Raw genomic sequence first — 17,626 nt, 5'->3', positions numbered from 1 at the left:
CCGCCCGCTTCGCCCCGCTCCCCGGCTCACGGGGCCCGGCGGACGCCCCGGCCGCGGACCCGTCGCACCACCCGGACGCCGGCGCGGGCAGTGGGGCCCGCCCGGCACGCCGCCGCGCCCCGAGCGCGGCCCGCCGGAGTTTCTCCGACCGATCAGGCAGGCAGATGAGATCAACGACGTTCTCCCGGGGACGGCGGTTCCTCGCCGTCTCCACCACCCTCCTCACCGCGTTCGCCACGGCGACCGTCCTCGGTTCCACACCGGCGCAGGCCGCCACGTGCGGGACCACGAACCTCGCCCAGGGCGCCGCGGCGACCGCGTCGTCCACCGAAAACGGCGGCACCCCCGCGTCGAACGCGGTCGACGGGAACCCGGGCACCCGCTGGTCCAGCGCGTTCAGCGACCCGCAGTGGCTCCAGGTCGACCTGGGCTCGGCACAGCAGCTCTGTGACGTCGTGCTGACGTGGGAAGCCGCGTACGCCAAGGCGTTCACGGTCCAGCTCTCGAGCAACGGCACCAGCTGGACCGACGCGTACTCGACCACCACCGGCACCGGCGGCACGCAGACCGTGCCCGTCACCGGCACGGCCCGCTACCTGCGGGTCAACGGCACCCAGCGGGCCACCGGGTACGGGTACTCCCTGTGGGAGGTCGCGGCGCACGGCACCGGCGGCGGCACCACGATCCCGCCGACCGACCCGCGCAACCCGGACCTCGGGCCGAACGTGTCGGTGTTCGACCCGTCGACCCCGGCGTCGACGATCCAGGACCGGCTGACGCAGATCGCGAACCAGCAGCACACCAACCAGTTCGGCGACCAGCGCTACGCCGTGCTGTTCAAGCCGGGCAGCTACAACGCCGACGTCAACCTCGGGTTCTACGAGCAGGTCGCCGGGCTCGGCCTGTCCCCCGACGACGTCAACCTCAACGGGCACGTTCGCGTCGAGGCGGACTGGCTGCAGCAGGGTGACAACCCGGCCAACAAGGGCAACGCGACGCAGAACTTCTGGCGCTCCGCGGAGAACCTGTCGGTGACGCTGCCGGCCGGGCAGGTCGAGCGGTGGGCGGTCGCGCAGGCCGCGCCGTACCGCCGGATGCACCTGAAGGGCAGCCAGATCCAGCTGTGGAACGGCGGGGACGGCTGGGCCAGTGGCGGCCTGATCGCCGACAGCAAGATCGACGGCCAGGCCGTCTCCGGTTCGCAGCAGCAGTTCCTGACCCGCAACAGCGAGCTCGGCAGCTGGGCGGGCGGCGTCTGGAACATGGTGTTCGTCGGGTCGACCGGCACGCCGGCCGCGTCGTTCCCGAACCCGCCGGAGACCGTCGTCAACCAGACGCCGGTCAGCCGCGAGAAGCCGTTCCTCTACGTCGACGGCTCGGGCAGCTACAACGTGTTCGTGCCCGCGCTGCGGCAGAACTCCGTCGGCACCAGCTGGGGTCACGGCGCGCCGGCCGGGTCGTCGATCTCGCTCAGCGAGTTCTACGTGGCCAAGCCGTCCGACTCGGCCGCGACGATCAACGCGGCGCTGGCGGCGGGCAAGAACCTGCTCGTCACCCCGGGGGTTTACCACCTCGACCAGGCTCTGAACGTCACGCGCCCGGACACCGTGGTGCTCGGCCTCGGCCTGGCGACGCTGCAGCCGACCACCGGCACCGCGGCCATCACGGTGTCCGATGTGGACGGTGTGAAGATCGGCGGCCTGCTGATCGACGCCGGTGCAGTGAACTCGCCGGTGCTCATGCAGATCGGGCAGCCGGGCTCGGCCGCGAACCACGCGGCCGACCCGACGTCGCTGCACGACGTGTTCTTCCGGATCGGCGGCGCCGCCGTCGGCCGGGCGACGCAGACGCTGGTGGTCAACTCGAACAACGTCATCGGCGACCACATGTGGCTGTGGCGCGGCGATCACTCGAACGGCGTCGGCTGGAACGTCAACACCGCGGCGAACGGCCTGGTCGTCAACGGCGCGAACGTGACGATGTACGGCCTGTTCGTCGAGCACTACCAGCAGTACGAGGTGCTCTGGAACGGCAACGGCGGGCGGACGTACTTCTTCCAGAACGAGATGCCGTACGACCCGCCGGACCAGGCGTCCTGGTCCAGCGGTGGCGGCCGGCAGGGCTGGGCGGCGTACAAGGTGGCCGACTCGGTGACCAGCCACGAGGCCTGGGGGGTGGGCAGTTATTGCTTCTTCCAGACCAATCCGTCCATTGTGGCCAGTCATTCGTTCGAGGTGCCGAACACCAGCGGGGTCCGGTTCCACAACCTGGTCTCGGTCTCGCTCGGCGGCGTGGGCACGATCGCGCACGTCATCAACGACACGGGCGCGGCGGCGAACCAGGCCAACCAGGTGAGCCCGCTGAACAACTACCCGTGACCCGGACCGGCACTTTCACGTGAAAGTGCCGCCCCCAGGTGGTCACTTTCACGTGAAAGTGCCGCCCGAGCCGCGCCGGAGGGCAATGGCGACCTCCGGCGCGGTCGGGTCCGGCAGCACCGCGGCGACGTACGCGTCCGGGCGGACCAGCCAGGCCTCGCCCGGACGCGCGCCCAGCGCACCACCCACCGGGATCGCCGCCGACCGCATCCCGGCGGCGTCCACGCCCGGTGTCGTCAACAGCAGGAACCCTTGCCGCGCCAGGTCTCGCAACCGTCCACCCGGGACGGTCACGTCGGGCAGGAGGACGCCGGGACCGGGTGGCGGCAAGGCCCCGCGTGGCGGACGGCCGGCGAACTCGCGGCGCGGATCCGGGGTCGTCAACGGGGATCCCGGGTACCAGAACGGCTCGGCCAGCCGGCCCGAGTCGACCTCGGCGTGCGCGGCCGGGTCGTGCGCCGCCCGCGCCAGGACGTCGGCGCGGTGCCGGCGTCGCTTCTCGTCCTGGGGCACCAGGAAGTCCATCGTCGCCGTGGTCACCTCGGCGTTCTCGACGGCGGCCGCGTGCCGTTCGGTGTGGTAGCTGTCCAGCAGCGCGTCCCCGGCGAGGCCGCGCAGCACCCACGCGAGCTTCCACGCGGCGTTCTCCGCGTCCGCGACGCCGGAGTTCAGGCCGCGGGCGCCGAACGGCGCGACCAGGTGGGCGCAGTCCCCGGCCAGCAGCACCCGGCCGGCGCGCATCCGGCGGACCAGCCGGGTGTGGAACCGGTACACCGACCGCCACCGCACCTCGTACGGCCGATCGCCGAGGATCGCCCGGATCCGGGTGTCCAGGGCCCCCTGCGTCTCCTCGACGGTGAGGTCGTAGTCGGCGGGCACCTGCCAGTCGATCCGGAACCGCGAGCCGGGGCACGGGTGGATCAGTACCTGCCGGCCGGGGTTCCACGGCGGGTCGAAGTAGAAGCGGCGCTCGGCCGCCCAGCCGTCGAGCTCGGCGTGGATGTCGCAGATGAGGAACAGGTCCGGGAACGAGACGCCGGTCAGCCGCTCCCCCACGGCGCGGCGCACCGCGTCGCCGCGCGCGCCGGTGCACGCGATCGCGTAGTCGGCCTCGATCCGGCGCGGCCCGTCGGGCGTCTCGCATTCGACGACCACGCGGCCGGGCTGGGTCAGGCCGGTGACGCGGTGGCCGCGGCGGACGTCGATCAGCGGCTGCCGCGCGATCAGCCCGTCCAGGACCTCCTCGACGCGGGCCTGCGAGAGGTTGACGAACGGCGGCAGCGCGGACCCGCCGTCCGGCAGCGTCAGCGAGAACAGCTCCCGGTCGCGGTGGAAGGTCCGCGCGGTCGTCCAGGTCAGGCCTTCCTCGGCGAGACAGCCGGCGCCGAGCGAGGCCCAGACGTCCAAGGTGTCCCGTTGCTGGCAGATCGCCTTGGACCCGACGGGATCGCGCACCGGGTGCTCGTCGACGAGCACGACCGGCACACCCCAGCGCGCGAGCAGCAGCGCGGCCGTCTGCCCGACCGGGCCACTGCCGAGGACGGCGACGGTCATCGTCAGTCCTGCAGCTGGTCCCAGACTTCGCGGTCGCGTTCGGCGGTCCACACCACCGGCCGCTCGATGCCGCCCAGCTCGTCCCACAGCCGGGAGACGTCGAAGGGCAGGCAGTGCTCGAAGATCGGCCAGTGACCGTACTGGTCCACGAGCGCCGCGTGAGTGCGTTCGAAGGCCTGCTTGAGCGTGCCGCCGGCGTCGCGGACCGCGCCGACCTCGCGCAGCATCGTCGTCAGGAAGTGCCGGGTCTGCGCGATCGCGGCGTCGACGGCGTCTTTGCCGCGGCTCACCCCGCCGCGGCCGCCGATCAGCGTCTCGGCCCCGAACTCGGCGACACGGTCCAAAGTGGACGTCGACCAGTCGCGGTGGAACGCGTCGCCGGTGTAGAGCGCGGCTTCCGCCTCGACCAGGTCGCCGGCGTAGAGGATCTTCTGCCGCGGCAGCCAGGCTACGAGGTCACCCTCGGTGTGGCCGCGGCCGCAGTACTGGAGGACGAGGTCACCGCGGTCGCCGCCGAGGTCGATGGTGAGGCGGTCGGAGAAGGTGAGGGTCGGCCAGGTCAGCCCGGGCACCGATTCCGCGCTCTTCGCCAGCCGCGGCATCCGGCCGAACTCGCTCGCCCAGTCCTCTTTGCCGCGCTCGGCGACCAGGGCGCGGGTGTTCTCGTGCGCGACGATCACCTCGGCGTCGAACGCGGACGCGCCGAGCACGCGGACGGCGTGGTAGTGGCTCAACACCAGGTACCGCACGGGTTTGTCGGTGTGCTCACGCAGTTTCGCGAGCCACTCGCGCGCCGCGACCGGGGTCGCCAGTGCCTCGAAGCAGACGAGGAAGTCCTCCCCCTCGATGGCGCCGATGTTCGGGTCGCCCTCGGCGGTCAGCGCGTAGACGCCGTCCGCGAGGACCTCCAGGGTCTGCGCTTTCTCCGCCAGGTCCGCCGAGGAGGCGAAGGCTTTTTTCGTCACGACGAGCGCTCCTGTGATCAAAGGTTTGACCATCGGCCGCGGCCAGGCTAACCCGGCGGACGCCCGCGCGGAACCCCTCGTCGCCTAACCTGACCCGCATGACCGACCAGCCGGCCGACCTCGATTACCTGTCGTTCGTCGAGTACGCGATCGGGAGGACGCAGGCCGAGCTGCCGACGACGGACCCGGTCGCGATGCGCCTCGGCCTGACCTTGCACCGGCTGACGGGCGCGCTGGTCTACGACTGGGAGTCGACGGTCCACCGCCCCCGCGGCTTCAGCTGGGCGGGGTTCCGGGTGCTGTTCGTGCTCTGGCTGGCCGGCCCGCTGGAGTCACGCCACGTCGCGCGCCTGGCCGGCATGAGCCGCGCGGCGGTGTCGGCGCTGGTCAAGACCCTGGAACGGGACGGCTTGGTGACGCGCACCCAGGTCCCCCACGACCGCCGCGCGGTCAGCCTGGCGATCACGGAGAAGGGCCACGCGGCCGTCACCGACGCCTACGAGGCCCACAACAAACGCGAGCAGGCCTGGGCTTCCTCGCTCACGCCGGAGGAACGCACCGTCCTCATCGGACTCCTGGAGAAGCTCACCACCGGCCCCGCTGCAGCGGCCGCCCAGCGCCTGGCCTAGCCGAAGTACGCGGGGGTCAGCTGGCGATGCCGGGGAGGGTGAGCGTGTGGCCGGTCTGCTCGGCCTTGGCGCGCAGGTACCGGACGTTGTTCTCCGTCGCGTACACGCCGGTCGCGACCTGGTCGCGCACCGCGATCCCCGCGGCACGCAGCTGGGCGGCCTTGTCCGGGTTGTTCGACAGCAGGTCCACCCGGTCCACGCCCAGCGCGCCCAGCATCTGGGCGGCGACGGTGTAGTCGCGGGCGTCCTCGGGCAGGCCCAGCGCGGCGTTCGCGGCGTAGGTGTCGAGGCCGTCGTCCTGCAGGGCGTACGCGTCGAGCTTGTTGTAGAGACCGATCCCCCGGCCCTCCTGGCGCAGATACAGCAGGTACCCGCCGGCCTCGGAGATGCGCGCGACGGCTTCCGCCAGCTGCGGGCCGCAGTCGCAGCGCGCCGACCCGAAGACGTCCCCGGTGAGGCACTCGGAATGCGGCCGCACCAGCGGAACCTCGCCCGGCGTGCCCAGCACGAACGCCAGGTGCTCGCCGTCGTCGGCCAGGCCGCGGAACGTGACGGCCTCGGCGTCCACCGTGAACCCGCCGTCGAGCCGCAGCGGGATCCGCACCCGCGTCCGCACCTCAGCCGTCATGCTGTCTCCCCTGGAGTCGCCCACAAGATCGACCCTACACGAAGTTCAAATTCGAACAATCTTGATACCATGGACGCATGGGCGATCCCCGGTGGCTGACCGAGCGCGAGCTGAAGACGTGGCAGGGCTTCCTGATGGCGGGCACCCTGCTGACCCGCAAGGTCGAGCAGCAGCTGCGCGACGACGCCGGGCTGTCGCACCCGCAGTACGAGGTCCTCGCCCGCCTGTCCGCGGCGGACGGCGAGCTGCGCATGACCGAACTGGCCGGCGCCGCGCTGACGTCGAAGAGCGGGCTGAGCTACCAGGTCGCCCAGCTGGAGAAGGCGGGCCTGGTCGGCCGCCGCTCGTGCCCGTCGGACGACCGCGGCGTCCTCGCCTACCTCACCGAAGAGGGCCACGCCCGCCTGCGCGCGGCGGCGGCGGGCCACGCGGAGCTGGTCCGGTCCCTGTTCGTCGACGGCCTGGAGCCGGAGCAGTTCACGGCGCTGGCGGACGGCGTCGACGCCCTGTGCGGCCACCTCTGCACCGGGGAACCCTGCGTCGAAGCGAGCTAAACCGCTGGCGCCCGGCTCTATCCTCGGGTTCATGATCCCCGGTGCCACCGCCGCGTCGTTCCTGCTCGTCGTGATCCTCGGGGCGATGTCGCCCGGGCCGGACTTCGTCGTGGTCACGAAGTCTTCGCTCACCAGCGGGCGGCGGGCCGGGATCGCCGCCGGGGCCGGGATCGCGCTCGGGGTGTTCGCCTGGGTCGTGGCGATCGCGCTCGGCGTCGCGGCCGTGCTCACCGCTTCCGCCGCGGCGTTCACCGTCGTCAAGCTCGTCGGTGCCGCCTACCTGGTGGTGCTGGGGATCCGGGCGTGGCTGGCCGTGCGGCGCGGGGAGTACCGCGACCTCGGCGAGACGCCCGCCGTGAAGCCGAAGGGGGCCTGGGCGGCGTTCCGGCAGGGGCTGTTCACCAACCTGCTCAACCCGAAGGTCGCCGTGTACTTCCTGGCGCTGCTCCCCCAGTTCCTGCCCGCGGACGGCTCCACCCTGCAGACGCTCGAACTGGCCGCGATCGCCACCGCCGGCACCGTGCTGTGGTTCGTCACCCTGGCCGTCGTGGTCGGCGCGCTGCGACGCTTCTTCAGCTCCGGCCGGGTGCGTCGCGGGCTGGACGCCGTGATGGGCACCGTGCTGGTCGGGCTCGGGGTCCGGGTCGCCGTCGGGACCGCGTGACGCCGGGGGCCGCCGCAAGCGCGGCCCCCGGCACCGCGGTCAGCCCAGCTTCTCGGCGGCCAGCTTCGTGCCTTCGACGCGGGCGGTGATCTTCGCGAACGCGATGTCGCGCGAGGTCGACGTGTCGTCGGCGAACGGCGAGAACCCGCAGTCGTCGCAGGTGCCGAGCCGGTCGGCCGGGATGTACTGCGCGGCGGCGAGCACCCGGTCGCGGACCTCTTCGGCCGTCTCGACGCGCGGATCGATCGGGTCGATCACGCCGACGAACACCCTCTGGTCGGCCTTGCGGACGCCCTGGATCACCTCGAGCGCGTGCGACGGGTCGGCCTCGCTGGCGAGCTGGACGAAGAAGTTGCCCGCCTTGAGGTCGAACAGCGCCGGCAGCAGACCCGCGTAGTCGACGTCGAGGCTGTGCACCGAGTCCTGGTCGCCACCCGGGCAGGTGTGGACGCCGATCTTCGCGCGCTCCTCGGCGGTGAACCGGTCGAGCACGGCGTTGTTCAGGTCGATGAACTGCCGCAGCAGCCCGCCGGACGGGTCGAGCTTCAGCGACAGCCGCCCTTCGGTGAAGTCGATCTGCACGCTGTCCGCGCCCGCCTCGAAGCTGCGGCGGATGTCCGCCTCGGCCTCGTTCACCAGGTCCGCGACGAACTGCTCCTGCGAGTAGCCCTCGATGCCGTCGCCCGGGTAGACGAGCGAGACCGCGGACGCGGCGATCACGGCCTGCTTGATGGGCTTGTCCGTCAACGCCTTGGCGCGCTTCAGGTACTCGTCCGCGTGGGTCGCGTAGCGGAACGGCCCGGCGGTCAGCCGCGGCAGCTGCCGGGTGTGCCCGTCGGCGAACGGGATGACGACGCCGTCCGGCGCCAGGTCCGTGAGCCCGGCCAGCGGGTACGTCGCAAAGCTCGGCTTGCCCTGTTCGCCGTCGGTCAGCACGGGCGAGCCGGTCTCTTCGAACCGGCTGATCGTGTCGGCCAGCGCGCGGCTCTCCAGCTCGGCGAGCGCGGCGGCGTCGATCCGGCCGGCGGCGAACTCCCCGAGTCCCGCGATGAGGTAGTCCGGACGGGGAATGCTGCCGATCGGTTCGGTGGGCAGGGTCATCAAGGCCTCCAGCTGCTTGAGATGCCGGCCGGCCCCCGCCCGCACGACAGCAGGCCGCGGTCACCGCCCGTCCCCACGACCGCCCGTCTGCCGAGCGCCCCAGTCCGTCGTCCGGGCCGTGACCGGCCACGTTCGAAGGAAACCTAACGTGACCATGACCCGTCACGGATCGGAGATCACCCGGTCGGCGCAACCAAAAGCACGAAATAAGACGTCGTTCGGCGGTTCGCCCGGAGGACGATTGGGTATCTGCTCTGCGCAACGGCGGGTTCGGCGCCGAAGGAGTACTCCGATGCTCAGTCACCACGATCGAACCGAGCTCGAGAAGATCGAGCGCGGCCTCGAGCTCAGTGATCCCGACCTGGCCACGGCGTTGCGCGAGGGCCGGCGCCGGAAACCTCGCGCGCTCAAGACCGCGCTGCTCATCGCCCTCGACGTCGCGGCCGTGACGCTGCTGGTCGTCGGGCTGGTCCTGCCCGACCCCGGGGTCACGCTCTGCGGGATCCTCGCCCTGACCGGCACGGTCTGGACCCACGTGGCGCGGCACCGCATCTGAGGCAGACTGGGCCCGTGAAGTGGGTCCTGCACGTCGATCTCGACCAGTTCATCGCCGCGGTCGAGATCGCCCGGCGCCCGGAGCTGCGCGGGAAGCCGGTGGTCGTCGGCGGCACCGGCGATCCGGCCGAGCGCGCCGTCGTGGCGACCGCGTCCTACGAAGCCCGCGAATTCGGGGTCCACTCCGGCATGCCGCTGCGGATCGCCGCGAAACGCTGTCCCGACGCGGTCTTCCTGCCCTCCGATCCCCCGGCCTACCTCGAGGTCTCCGAGCACGTGATGACCACGCTGCGGGAGTTCCCGGTGGTCGTCGAGGTGCTGGGCTGGGACGAGGCGTTCGTCGGCGCGACGGTCGACGACCCGGAAGCGCTGGCCGGGAACCTGCGAGCGGCGGTCATGCGGGACACCGGGTTGTCGTGCGCGGTCGGGATCGGCGACAACAAGCTGCGCGCCAAGCTCGCCACCGGCTTCGGCAAGCCGGGCGGGATCTTCCGGCTGACGCAGGACAACTGGTGGGACGTGATGGCCGCACGCCCGACGGACGCGCTGTGGGGCATCGGCGGCAAGACCACGAAGAAGCTCGCCGAGCTGGGCGTCCACACCGTCCTGGACCTGGCCGGCGCGGACGTCGAGGTGCTGGCCGCGCGGTTCGGCCCGAAGACCGGCCCGTGGCTGCGCCTGCTCGGCGGCGGGATCAGCGACGCCGAGGTGAGCGCGACGCCGTACGTGGCCCGCTCCCGCAGCCGCGAGACGACGTTCCAGCGTGACCTCGCGGACCCGGCGGAGATGGCGGCGGAGGTGTCAGCGCTGGCGAAGCGCGTGGCACAGGACGTGCTGGAGGAAGGCCGCCCGGCGGCGCGGGTGGCGGTGAAGGTCCGGTTCGTGCCGTTCATGACCCACACGCACAGCGTGACGCTGCCCGAACCGACGTCCGACCCGGCGGAGCTGGACCGGGCGGCGCAGGAGGTGCTGGCGATGTTCGAGCTGACGCGGGCGGTGCGGCTGCTCGGCGTACGCGCGGAGTTCCCGCGGGAGGACCAAGACCCGTCGTGAGTGTTCAGGGCGGTTAGAACCGCCCTGAACACTCACGACAGGCCGTCCGGCAGGGGTAGCGGGCGGTCCGGGTCCAGTTCCACCCCGCCCGCCCGGAGCGTGTGGTCCAGCATCGCCCAGATCGTGCCCGTCAGCTGGTCGCTCAGCTGCGGCAGGCTCAGCGAACCCGGGTGGTCGAGCCAGCGGGTCGTCGCCGACTCGACGTAACCGACCAGGCCGAACGCGATCGTGTCCGCCGGGGCCGGGTCCAGGCCGAACGCGGCCAGGTAGCCGGTGAACAGGCGGCTGAGGTGGCGGGCGATCGCGCCGCGGACGTCGGTGCGGCCCGCCTCCGGCAGGCTCGGCAGGGTGCGGACCAGGTAGCGGTGCAGCTGGGCGTGTTCGGTCAGCCAGCGCAGGTGCGTCGAGATCGCCGCGGCGATCATCTCGCGCGGTGAGCCCGACGGGTGCCAGAGGGGCTGCAGGTCCGCGGTCACCAGCTCGGCGGCCCGCGACGCGATCGCGCGCTGGAGGTCGGGGGCGCCGTCGAAGTGCCGGTACAGCCGGGTCCGCGCGACGCCGGCGCGCTCGGCGATCTGCTCGGTCGAGACGTCCGGGCCGTGCTCGGCGATCGCTTCCAGGGCGGCGTCGACGAACTCGGCGCGCCGGCGTTCCTGCTGGCCCGCCCAGCGCGCTGCCCGTCCGTCGATCTTGGTCACGGCGAAAGCCTACTCAGGACCCGCCCGCCGGTGTACGCTGCCGAAGTACCTAGTACATCGCGTACCCCCTACTTTCCGGAGGCTCCCATGGGCGTCGAGGCCCAGGACCGGGACGTCACCGCGGCTCGCCTGCTCAAGAGCTCCGCGAAGAACTCCTACGACCCGTACGTGGACATCGACTGGGCCGCGCCGCTCGCCGAGGGCAAGGCGTACATGCCGCTCGAGCGCGTCTCCCTCTACGGCACCGACCTGTGGGCGAAGCTGACGCCGGAGCAGCGGATCGAGCTGTCCAAGCACGAGATCGCCAGCATCATGAGCGTCGGCCTGTGGTTCGAGATCGTGCTGATGCAGCTGCTCGCCCGGTACGTCTTCGACCTCGACGCGCGCACCGAGCACGCGCAGTACGCGATGACCGAGATCGGCGACGAGACCCGGCATTCGGTCATGTTCGCCCGCACCGCCGAGCGGCTCGGCGTGCCGCGTTACGGCGTGCCGAAGGTCGTGCACCGGGCCGCGAAGGTGTTCGGCGCGACCGCGGCCGGGCCGTCGATGTTCGCCAGCGTGCTCGTCGCCGAGGAGACCACCGACCGGCTGCAGCGCTCGATGATGGACGACGACGGCATCCAGCCGCTGATCCGCTCCGTCAACCGGATCCACGTCGTCGAGGAGGCGCGGCACGTCCGCTTCGCCAAGGAGGAAGTGCTGCGGGAGACGCCGAAACTGTCGAAGGCGAGCCTGCAGCGCCACCGGCTGCGGACGGCGCTGGTGGCCTTCGGCGTCATCGACAGCATGGTCGATCCGCGGGTCTACCGGAGCGTCGGGATCGACGCGCGCGAGGGGCGCGCCGCGGCCCTGGCGAACCCGCACTTCCACGAGACACGACACTGGATGGCCGAGAAGATCGTGCCGTTCCTGCGGGACGCGGGGCTGATCGGCGGTCGCTCCGAAGGCATTTGGCGGCGCGCGCATCTCATCTGAGTCCCTGTCCGTGAAATTCCCTTCACGCCGGATGCCCGGTTCCGCCAGGATCCCCGGGGTGACCGCAGAGTTCCCGCCCGGACCCGAGCCGGCACCGCAGCCCCCCGCGCCGCAACCGCCGGTACCACAGCCGCCCACCCAGCAGCAGCCGTCGCCGCGCCGCCCGCGGTCCACCCGCACGGTCGCCGTCGGGCTGGCCGGTGTCCTCGTGGGCGTTTTCCTGGTCGGCGTGCCGTGGCTGGTGATCGGCCTGCTCGGCGGGCCGAGCGCCCAGCCGCTGAAGCTGCCGGACACCCTGGGCGGGTTCACGACCACGCAGGCCGCGGTCACCAAGATCGCCGACGGCGGCGCGGCCGGGAAGTCGCTGATCGAGCGCGCCGACAAGGCCGAGGGCGAGAACGCCTCGCGGATCTCGGCGGCCTACCGCGGCGCGGCCGCCGTGTTCCGGTCCTACAGCGACGAAGGCCTCGAAAGCGGGTTCCAGGTGGCCGCGGTCCGCGCGGACTCGCCCGAGCTGCTCGTCCAGTACGAGGACACCGCCGCGCTCGGCCTGGCGGTGCCCACGACCGAGCTGAAGCGGATCGGCGCCGTCCAGTGCCTGGTCCACAACGGCACCACCCCGCTGGGCCAGCCGGTCGACCCCGAACAGTCCGTCGTCACGAACTGCCAGCGCACCGGCGGCGGGCTGACCGTCCAGCTGCAGAACACCACCAGCCACAACGCGCAGGACCCGGCACGGTTCGCCGCGATCGTCCAAGAGGCGTGGACGGCGCTGGGCCGGTGATCGAAACCCGGACCGCCACCACCGCCGACGAACCCGCCCTGGCGAAGCTCGACGAGCGCACCTGGTCCCCGGCCTCCTCCCCGACGCCCGCTCCCCCGCCCGGCACCCCGTTCTTCGACGAGGACACCGGGCCCGAAGACGTCCTCGTCGCCGAGCACGACGGCGTGGTCGCCGGGTACGTCCGGCTCGACGAGGGGTTCGGCATCCCCGCCCACCGGCACGTGCTGGTGCTCGGCGGGCTGGCCGTCGACCCCGACCGGCGCCGCCTCGGCATCGGCCGGCGGCTGGTCGACGCCGCCGTCGCCGAAGCCCGCCGCCGCGGGGTGCGCAAGCTGACGCTGCGCGTGCTCGGTCACAACACCGGCGCCCGGCGGCTCTACGCGAGCTGCGGGTTCGTCGTGGAAGGTGTGCTCCAGGACGAATTCCTGCTCGGCGGCGAGTACGTGGACGACCTTCTCATGGCCTGCGTGCTCGCTTGACAGGTTCCCGGCGCCTTTGCCATCCTGGACGACGGAAACCGCGTGCGCCGGCCTTCGGCGCGTTTCCGGGCCGAGAGGCGCTGCGACGGAACTTCTTCCGCCACGCTCGGCCCGGGGATCACGGACCCAAGGGCGCCTCCCACCACGGGAGGTGCCCATCTTCTATTTGGCGCAAGTGACGCTCCGGCAAGGAAACCCGGCCCCGCGCGGCCGCGGCTAGCCCCGACACCCCACCACTTCCCGGCACTCGCCGTGCCGTGATCCGTGCTGCCCTTTTGTCGAAACACACCGATTCCGGAGAGAACGAAAGAATGAGCGAAAAACTGCAGAGCCGCAACGGACTCGACTTCGCCGTCGCCGACCTCGCGCTGGCCGAGGCCGGCCGGACGCAGCTGCGGCTGGCCGAGCACGAGATGCCCGGCCTGATGGCGATCCGCCGCGAGTTCGCCGCCGCGCAGCCGCTGAAGGGCGCCCGCGTCGCCGGCTCGCTGCACATGACCGTGCAGACCGCCGTGCTGATCGAGACCCTGGTCGCCCTCGGCGCCGAGGTGCGCTGGGTGTCCTGCAACATCTTCTCCACCCAGGACGAGGCCGCCGCGGCCGTCGTCGTCGGCCCCGAGGGCACCGTCGACGCGCCGTCGGGCACCGCCGTGTTCGCCTGGAAGGGCGAGTCGCTGGAGGAGTACTGGTGGTGCACCGACCAGCTCTTCGCCTTCGCCGGCGGCAAGGCGCCGAACATGATCCTCGACGACGGTGGTGACGCCACCATGCTCGTCCACAAGGGAGTGGAGTTCGAGGGGGCCGGCGCCGTCCCGCAACCGTCCGAAGAGGACCCCGAGGAGTACCGGATCGTCCTGGAGACGCTGCGCGCCAGCCTCGCCAAGGACGGCGACCGGTTCACCCGGATCGCCAAGGAGATCCGCGGCGTCACCGAGGAGACGACCAACGGCGTCAAGCGGCTCTACAAGCTCGCCAAGGACGGCGAGCTGCTGTTCCCGGCGATGAACGTCAACGACTCCGTGACGAAGTCCAAGTTCGACAACAAGTACGGCATCCGGCACTCCCTGGTGGACGGGATCAACCGGGCCACCGACGTGATGATCGGCGGCAAGCGCGTCCTCGTCTGCGGGTACGGCGACGTCGGCAAGGGCGCGGTCGAGGCCCTGCGCGGTCAGGGCGCCCGGGTCTCGGTCACCGAGATCGACCCGATCTGCGCGCTGCAGGCGGCGATGGACGGGCTCGACGTGGTCGAACTGGACGACGTCGTCGAGACCGCCGACATCTTCATCACCACCACCGGCAACTTCGGCATCATCTCCGCCGCGCAGATGAGCCGGATGAAGCACAACGCGATCGTGGCGAACGTCGGGCACTTCGACAACGAGATCGACATGGCGGGCCTGGCGAAGCTGCCCGGCATCGTCAAGAACGAGATCAAGCCGCAGGTGCACGAGTGGACCTTCGCCGACGGCCACGCGATCATCGTGCTCTCCGAGGGCCGCCTGATGAACCTCGGCAACGCGACCGGGCACCCGTCCTTCGTGATGTCGAACTCCTTCACCAACCAGGCGATCGCCCAGATCGAACTGTTCACCAAGCCCGGCGAGTACCCCGTCGAGGTCTACCGGCTGCCGAAGCACCTCGACGAGAAGGTCGCCCGGCTGCACCTGGACGCCCTCGGGGTGCGGCTCACCCAGCTGACCAAGGCTCAGGCCGAGTACATCGGCGTCGACGTGGAGGGCCCGTACAAGCTCGACCACTACCGCTACTGACCTTTTTTCAGAGTTGCTCCATTTGCCGCAGTTTGGGACACCGGGAAAGTGGCCATCCTCCGAACGAGAGCGCATCCGCCCGGACGGCACGGAGCCGGGCCGGGTCTCGTGCGAAGGAGTGTGTCAAGTGATCGTCCTCGGTGTTATTTTGCTGGTCATCGGGTTCATTGTCGGTATTCCGGTGCTGTACACGATCGGCATCGTGCTGGCCGTGGCCGGCGTGGCGCTGGCCATCCTCGGTGGCACGGGCCGCAAGATCGGCGGCCGCGCGCACTGGTACTGATCCCATGACCCCCGCCGCCGGCCTGGCGCGCGTCAGCAGCAATGCTGGCCGCGCCAGGCCGTTCGGCCTTCTTTCGCGGCCACGCAAGCGATCGCGAGCGCGACGACGGGATCGGCCCACCACCAGCCGAGCACCGCGTTGAGCAGCAACCCGGCCAGCAGCACGGCCGAAAGGTACGTGCAGAGCAAGGTCTGCCGGGAATCCGCGACCGCGCTGGCCGACCCCAGTTCCCGCCCCGCCCGGCGTTGCGCCGCGGACAAGGCGGGCATCACCACGAGCGAAACCGCCGCGAGGAGCACCCCGGCGACCGAACTTTCCGGCGCCGCCGCGGCGAAAAAGGTCCGCACGGCATCGACTGTGACGTAGACCGCCAGCGCGAAAAACGACAGCGCGATCATTTTCAACGCCCGCTGTTCCCGCGCTTCGTGATCTTTTCCCGAAAACTGCCACGCGACCGCGACGGCCGAGGCGACTTCGATCACCGAATCCAGCCCGAAGCCGATCAAGGCGCCCGACGACGCCTCGGTCCCGGCCACCAGGGCGATGCCGGCTTCGACGACGTTGTACGTGATCGTCGCCACCACGAGCAGCCGGATCCGGCGCACCAGCACCGCTCGCCGGCCTGCGGCCGGAGCCGGCTGGTCCGCCGCGCAGCAACCGTCCGCGCAGGTCGCGGGCTCCCCGGCCGCGGCGGTCATCGGGCCGGAGCCTGCGCGACGCCTTCCGGAGCGTCTTTCAGGGCGTCTTCCGGGACGTCTTCCGGGGCATCTTCCGGGGCATCTTCCGGGGCGCAGTCGTCGCCGGGTTCGACCGCCAGCACCACCTGGACCAGTTCGCGCAGCGCGCGGGCCAAGTGCGCGTCGGCGAGGTCGTAACGCACCTGACGGCCTTCGTAGCTCGCCACGACCAGTCCGCAGCCCCGCAGGCACGACAAGTGGTTCGACACGTTGGACCGGCTGAGGCCGAGCTCCTCCGCCAGCCGCCCGGGGTAACACGGGCCGTCGAGCAGGACGGTCAGGATGCGGCAGCGGGTCGGGTCGGCGAGCGCCCGCCCGATCCGGGACAGCGCCGACTCCCGCGTCTCACAGGTCACCATGGCGTGAACTGTACAGCCGAGGCTGACGTATCCACAACGGACTGCCCGGGAACGAAAGGGGTCCTCCGGCTCCGAGGGGGAGGGAGAGCCGAAGGACCTCGTTAGTGTTAGCACATCACCCAGCCCGTGTACACAGCTGCATACACGATCGGGTTACACCTCCGGACCGTCTCCGCACGGGAAGAATCCCGTTCGGACGGTCGAGCCCGCCGGTCCGTCGGGTCAGGCGGTCTTCTTCGGGGCACGCTTGCGGGCGGCGGGCTTCTTGGCCGGCTTCTCGGCCGCGGTGTCTTCTTCGGACTCGTCCGTTTTGGACGCCGCCGCTTTGGACACTGCCGTCCTGGACCCGGCCACCTTGGCCGGCGCGGGCTCGCGGGACTTCTTCGCCGCGTCCACACTGGCCTGCAGCGCCGCCATCAGGTCGACGACGTCGGCCTTGGCCGTGACGGCCGCGGGCTTGGTCGTCTCCTCCCCCGCCACCTTGGCCTCGATCATCTCTTCGAGGGCCTCGCGGTAGTGGTCGCGGTACTTCTCCGGCTCGAACACCGGCTCACCCAGCGAGTCGATCAGCGAACCGGCCATCGACAGCTCCTGCGGCCGGATCTGCGGCGGGTCGTCACGCAGGAACGGGAAGTCCGGCTCGCGGACCTCGTCGGGCCACAGCATCGTCGTCATCACCAGGACGTCGGCGTGCACCCGCAGCACGGCCATGCTCTCCCGCTGCCGGACGGCGACCTTCGCGACGGCGACCTGGCTCGACTTGTGCAGCGCGTCGCGCAGCACGATGTAGGGCTTCACCGCGTTCTTCTGCGGCTCCAGGTAGTACGTCCGGTCGTACTGGATCGGGTCGATCGACTCCAGCGGGACGAACTCGAGCACGTCGATCGTGCGCTGCGACGAGAGCGGCAGCTCGGCCATCTCGGCGTCGGTGATCACGACCATCTCGCCGTCGGGCAGCTCGTAGCCCTTGGCGATCTCGGCGTAGGGCACCTCCGCTCCGTCGACGGTGCAGAACCGCTTGTACTGGATCCGGCCACCGTCGGCCTCGTGCACCTGCCGGAGCGCGACGTTCTTGTTCTCCGTGGCCGCGTACAGCTGGATCGGAATGGACACCAGCCCGAACGAGACCGAGCCCTTCCACATCGCCCGCATGCCATACACCTCCGGATCGCACTCACGCTACGTAACTACCGTAGCCCGAAATGCCCGGCGGCGACAGCCCGGGGAGGCGACGATCCAGACCTCTGCCAGGTATTTCTCCCAGAGTGCGGAGTCCGTGAACCAGTGTTGAAAATCGGTGCGATCGGTGAATCCGTCGGCGAACCGCTTGGCCGCGGCCGGATTCCGACCGCGATGCCCGGGATCCGGAGCACGTGCGGGGGCGGCGGCCGGAGCAGCGCGTTGGTCCATTCGGCGACGTGCCGGGCGTACTCCCAGTAGCGCTCGAACGTGGCA

The 17,626-nt window shown here is 71.1% G+C and carries 19 protein-coding genes and 1 riboswitch; of the genes, 11 read left to right on the top strand and 8 right to left on the bottom strand.

Translation table 11 applies throughout. The features are described from left to right. Positions 1 to 164: 164 nt before the first annotated feature. Positions 165 to 2,378, top strand: a complete 2,214-nt coding sequence (locus OG494_RS10545; protein ID WP_328454388.1) for a discoidin domain-containing protein — start codon at positions 165 to 167, stop codon at positions 2,376 to 2,378. A gap of 48 nt (positions 2,379 to 2,426) precedes the next feature. On the opposite strand, the gene OG494_RS10540 is transcribed toward OG494_RS10545, so the two are convergent. Further along, positions 2,427 to 3,932 carry an FAD-dependent monooxygenase gene (locus OG494_RS10540; RefSeq protein WP_328454386.1) on the bottom strand — a complete coding sequence of 502 codons (1,506 nt, stop codon included), beginning with the start codon at positions 3,930 to 3,932 and terminating at the stop codon, positions 2,427 to 2,429. 2 nt (positions 3,933 to 3,934) lie between these two features. Next, positions 3,935 to 4,897 (bottom strand): MBL fold metallo-hydrolase, encoded by a 963-nt coding sequence (locus OG494_RS10535; RefSeq protein ID WP_328454384.1) that lies wholly within the window; start codon positions 4,895 to 4,897, stop codon positions 3,935 to 3,937. A gap of 98 nt (positions 4,898 to 4,995) precedes the next feature. On the opposite strand from OG494_RS10535, the gene OG494_RS10530 reads away from it, so the two are divergent. Next, entirely contained in the window at positions 4,996 to 5,526 is a 531-nt protein-coding gene (locus OG494_RS10530; protein WP_328454382.1) for a MarR family winged helix-turn-helix transcriptional regulator, read from the top strand. 16 nt (positions 5,527 to 5,542) lie between these two features. On the opposite strand, the gene OG494_RS10525 is transcribed toward OG494_RS10530, so the two are convergent. Next, positions 5,543 to 6,154 (bottom strand): GTP cyclohydrolase II, encoded by a 612-nt coding sequence (locus tag OG494_RS10525; protein WP_328454380.1) that lies wholly within the window; start codon positions 6,152 to 6,154, stop codon positions 5,543 to 5,545. A gap of 77 nt (positions 6,155 to 6,231) precedes the next feature. Between OG494_RS10525 and OG494_RS10520 the strand changes: the two genes are divergently transcribed. Together OG494_RS10520 and OG494_RS10515 are read left to right on the top strand one after the other, a co-directional pair. Next, positions 6,232 to 6,708 (top strand): MarR family winged helix-turn-helix transcriptional regulator, encoded by a 477-nt coding sequence (locus OG494_RS10520; protein WP_328454378.1) that lies wholly within the window; start codon positions 6,232 to 6,234, stop codon positions 6,706 to 6,708. Positions 6,709 to 6,739: 31 nt separating this feature from the next. Next, positions 6,740 to 7,372 (top strand): LysE family translocator, encoded by a 633-nt coding sequence (locus OG494_RS10515; protein ID WP_328454376.1) that lies wholly within the window; start codon positions 6,740 to 6,742, stop codon positions 7,370 to 7,372. 39 nt (positions 7,373 to 7,411) lie between these two features. Here the strand turns inward: OG494_RS10515 and OG494_RS10510 are convergent, their stop codons facing one another. Beyond that, positions 7,412 to 8,473: a cobalamin-independent methionine synthase II family protein gene (locus OG494_RS10510; protein ID WP_328454374.1), complete on the bottom strand. Its 1,062-nt coding sequence runs from the start codon at positions 8,471 to 8,473 to the stop codon at positions 7,412 to 7,414. Positions 8,474 to 8,765: 292 nt separating this feature from the next. Between OG494_RS10510 and OG494_RS10505 the strand changes: the two genes are divergently transcribed. Continuing rightward, a complete protein-coding gene (locus OG494_RS10505) occupies positions 8,766 to 9,029 on the top strand; it encodes a DUF3040 domain-containing protein (RefSeq protein WP_328454372.1) in 264 nt (87 codons plus the stop codon). A 14-nt stretch (positions 9,030 to 9,043) separates the two neighbouring features. Next, positions 9,044 to 10,081 (top strand): DNA polymerase IV, encoded by a 1,038-nt coding sequence (locus tag OG494_RS10500; protein WP_328454370.1) that lies wholly within the window; start codon positions 9,044 to 9,046, stop codon positions 10,079 to 10,081. Between the two features lie 32 nt (positions 10,082 to 10,113). Here OG494_RS10500 and OG494_RS10495 read toward each other — a convergent pair whose 3' ends face one another. Then, the gene (locus tag OG494_RS10495; protein ID WP_328454368.1) at positions 10,114 to 10,779 is read right to left on the bottom strand and encodes a TetR/AcrR family transcriptional regulator; all 666 of its coding nucleotides are present in this window, start codon (positions 10,777 to 10,779) and stop codon (positions 10,114 to 10,116) included. A gap of 87 nt (positions 10,780 to 10,866) precedes the next feature. Here OG494_RS10495 and OG494_RS10490 point away from each other — a divergent pair, with 87 nt between their 5' ends. The 5 genes from OG494_RS10490 to OG494_RS10470 all read left to right on the top strand — a co-directional run bounded on the left by OG494_RS10490 (position 10,867) and on the right by OG494_RS10470 (position 15,075). Next, positions 10,867 to 11,757 (top strand): AurF N-oxygenase family protein, encoded by an 891-nt coding sequence (locus OG494_RS10490; protein WP_328454366.1) that lies wholly within the window; start codon positions 10,867 to 10,869, stop codon positions 11,755 to 11,757. 58 nt (positions 11,758 to 11,815) lie between these two features. Next, entirely contained in the window at positions 11,816 to 12,541 is a 726-nt protein-coding gene (locus OG494_RS10485; protein ID WP_328454364.1) for a hypothetical protein, read from the top strand. After that, positions 12,538 to 13,020: a GNAT family N-acetyltransferase gene (locus OG494_RS10480; protein WP_328454362.1), complete on the top strand. Its 483-nt coding sequence runs from the start codon at positions 12,538 to 12,540 to the stop codon at positions 13,018 to 13,020. Before OG494_RS10485 ends, OG494_RS10480 begins: the two co-directional genes overlap by 4 nt. A 66-nt stretch (positions 13,021 to 13,086) precedes the next feature. Continuing rightward, positions 13,087 to 13,165, top strand: a riboswitch (S-adenosyl-L-homocysteine riboswitch). Between the two features lie 166 nt (positions 13,166 to 13,331). Next, positions 13,332 to 14,792 carry an adenosylhomocysteinase gene (gene ahcY, locus OG494_RS10475; protein ID WP_328454360.1) on the top strand — a complete coding sequence of 487 codons (1,461 nt, stop codon included), beginning with the start codon at positions 13,332 to 13,334 and terminating at the stop codon, positions 14,790 to 14,792. 127 nt (positions 14,793 to 14,919) lie between these two features. Further along, positions 14,920 to 15,075, top strand: a complete 156-nt coding sequence (locus OG494_RS10470) for a hypothetical protein (RefSeq protein ID WP_247052228.1) — start codon at positions 14,920 to 14,922, stop codon at positions 15,073 to 15,075. 32 nt (positions 15,076 to 15,107) lie between these two features. Here OG494_RS10470 and OG494_RS10465 read toward each other — a convergent pair whose 3' ends face one another. The 3 genes from OG494_RS10465 to ku form a co-directional block, all read right to left on the bottom strand. Next, a complete protein-coding gene (locus tag OG494_RS10465) occupies positions 15,108 to 15,773 on the bottom strand; it encodes a cation transporter (RefSeq protein ID WP_328454358.1) in 666 nt (221 codons plus the stop codon). Next, entirely contained in the window at positions 15,770 to 16,171 is a 402-nt protein-coding gene (gene cmtR / locus OG494_RS10460; protein ID WP_328454356.1) for a Cd(II)/Pb(II)-sensing metalloregulatory transcriptional regulator CmtR, read from the bottom strand. The genes OG494_RS10465 and cmtR overlap by 4 nt, the downstream gene beginning before the upstream one ends. A 222-nt stretch (positions 16,172 to 16,393) precedes the next feature. Next, positions 16,394 to 17,323 carry a non-homologous end joining protein Ku gene (gene ku, locus OG494_RS10455; RefSeq protein ID WP_328454354.1) on the bottom strand — a complete coding sequence of 310 codons (930 nt, stop codon included), beginning with the start codon at positions 17,321 to 17,323 and terminating at the stop codon, positions 16,394 to 16,396. Positions 17,324 to 17,626: the final 303 nt, after the last annotated feature.

Source organism: Amycolatopsis sp. NBC_00438 (genome assembly GCF_036026695.1).
GTDB lineage: Bacteria > Actinomycetota > Actinomycetes > Mycobacteriales > Pseudonocardiaceae > Amycolatopsis.
Note: the sequence above shows the minus strand (reverse complement) of the source record. Positions and strands in the feature narration are given on the sequence as shown.

Bases quoted from the DNA above. Each gene is read 5' to 3' on its own strand.
- OG494_RS10525 (WP_328454380.1), bottom strand. From the start codon at position 6,154: ATGACGGCTGAGGTGCGGACGCGGGTGCGGATCCCGCTGCGGCTCGAC.
- OG494_RS10540 (WP_328454386.1), bottom strand. From the start codon at position 3,932: ATGACCGTCGCCGTCCTCGGCAGTGGCCCGGTCGGGCAGACGGCCGCG.
- OG494_RS10490 (WP_328454366.1), top strand. From the start codon at position 10,867: ATGGGCGTCGAGGCCCAGGACCGGGACGTCACCGCGGCTCGCCTGCTC.
- cmtR (WP_328454356.1), bottom strand. From the start codon at position 16,171: ATGGTGACCTGTGAGACGCGGGAGTCGGCGCTGTCCCGGATCGGGCGG.
- OG494_RS10515 (WP_328454376.1), top strand. From the start codon at position 6,740: ATGATCCCCGGTGCCACCGCCGCGTCGTTCCTGCTCGTCGTGATCCTC.
- OG494_RS10465 (WP_328454358.1), bottom strand. From the start codon at position 15,773: ATGACCGCCGCGGCCGGGGAGCCCGCGACCTGCGCGGACGGTTGCTGC.
- ahcY (WP_328454360.1), top strand. From the start codon at position 13,332: ATGAGCGAAAAACTGCAGAGCCGCAACGGACTCGACTTCGCCGTCGCC.
- ku (WP_328454354.1), bottom strand. From the start codon at position 17,323: ATGCGGGCGATGTGGAAGGGCTCGGTCTCGTTCGGGCTGGTGTCCATT.
- OG494_RS10520 (WP_328454378.1), top strand. From the start codon at position 6,232: ATGGGCGATCCCCGGTGGCTGACCGAGCGCGAGCTGAAGACGTGGCAG.
- OG494_RS10510 (WP_328454374.1), bottom strand. From the start codon at position 8,473: ATGACCCTGCCCACCGAACCGATCGGCAGCATTCCCCGTCCGGACTAC.
- OG494_RS10505 (WP_328454372.1), top strand. From the start codon at position 8,766: ATGCTCAGTCACCACGATCGAACCGAGCTCGAGAAGATCGAGCGCGGC.
- OG494_RS10530 (WP_328454382.1), top strand. From the start codon at position 4,996: ATGACCGACCAGCCGGCCGACCTCGATTACCTGTCGTTCGTCGAGTAC.
- OG494_RS10545 (WP_328454388.1), top strand. From the start codon at position 165: ATGAGATCAACGACGTTCTCCCGGGGACGGCGGTTCCTCGCCGTCTCC.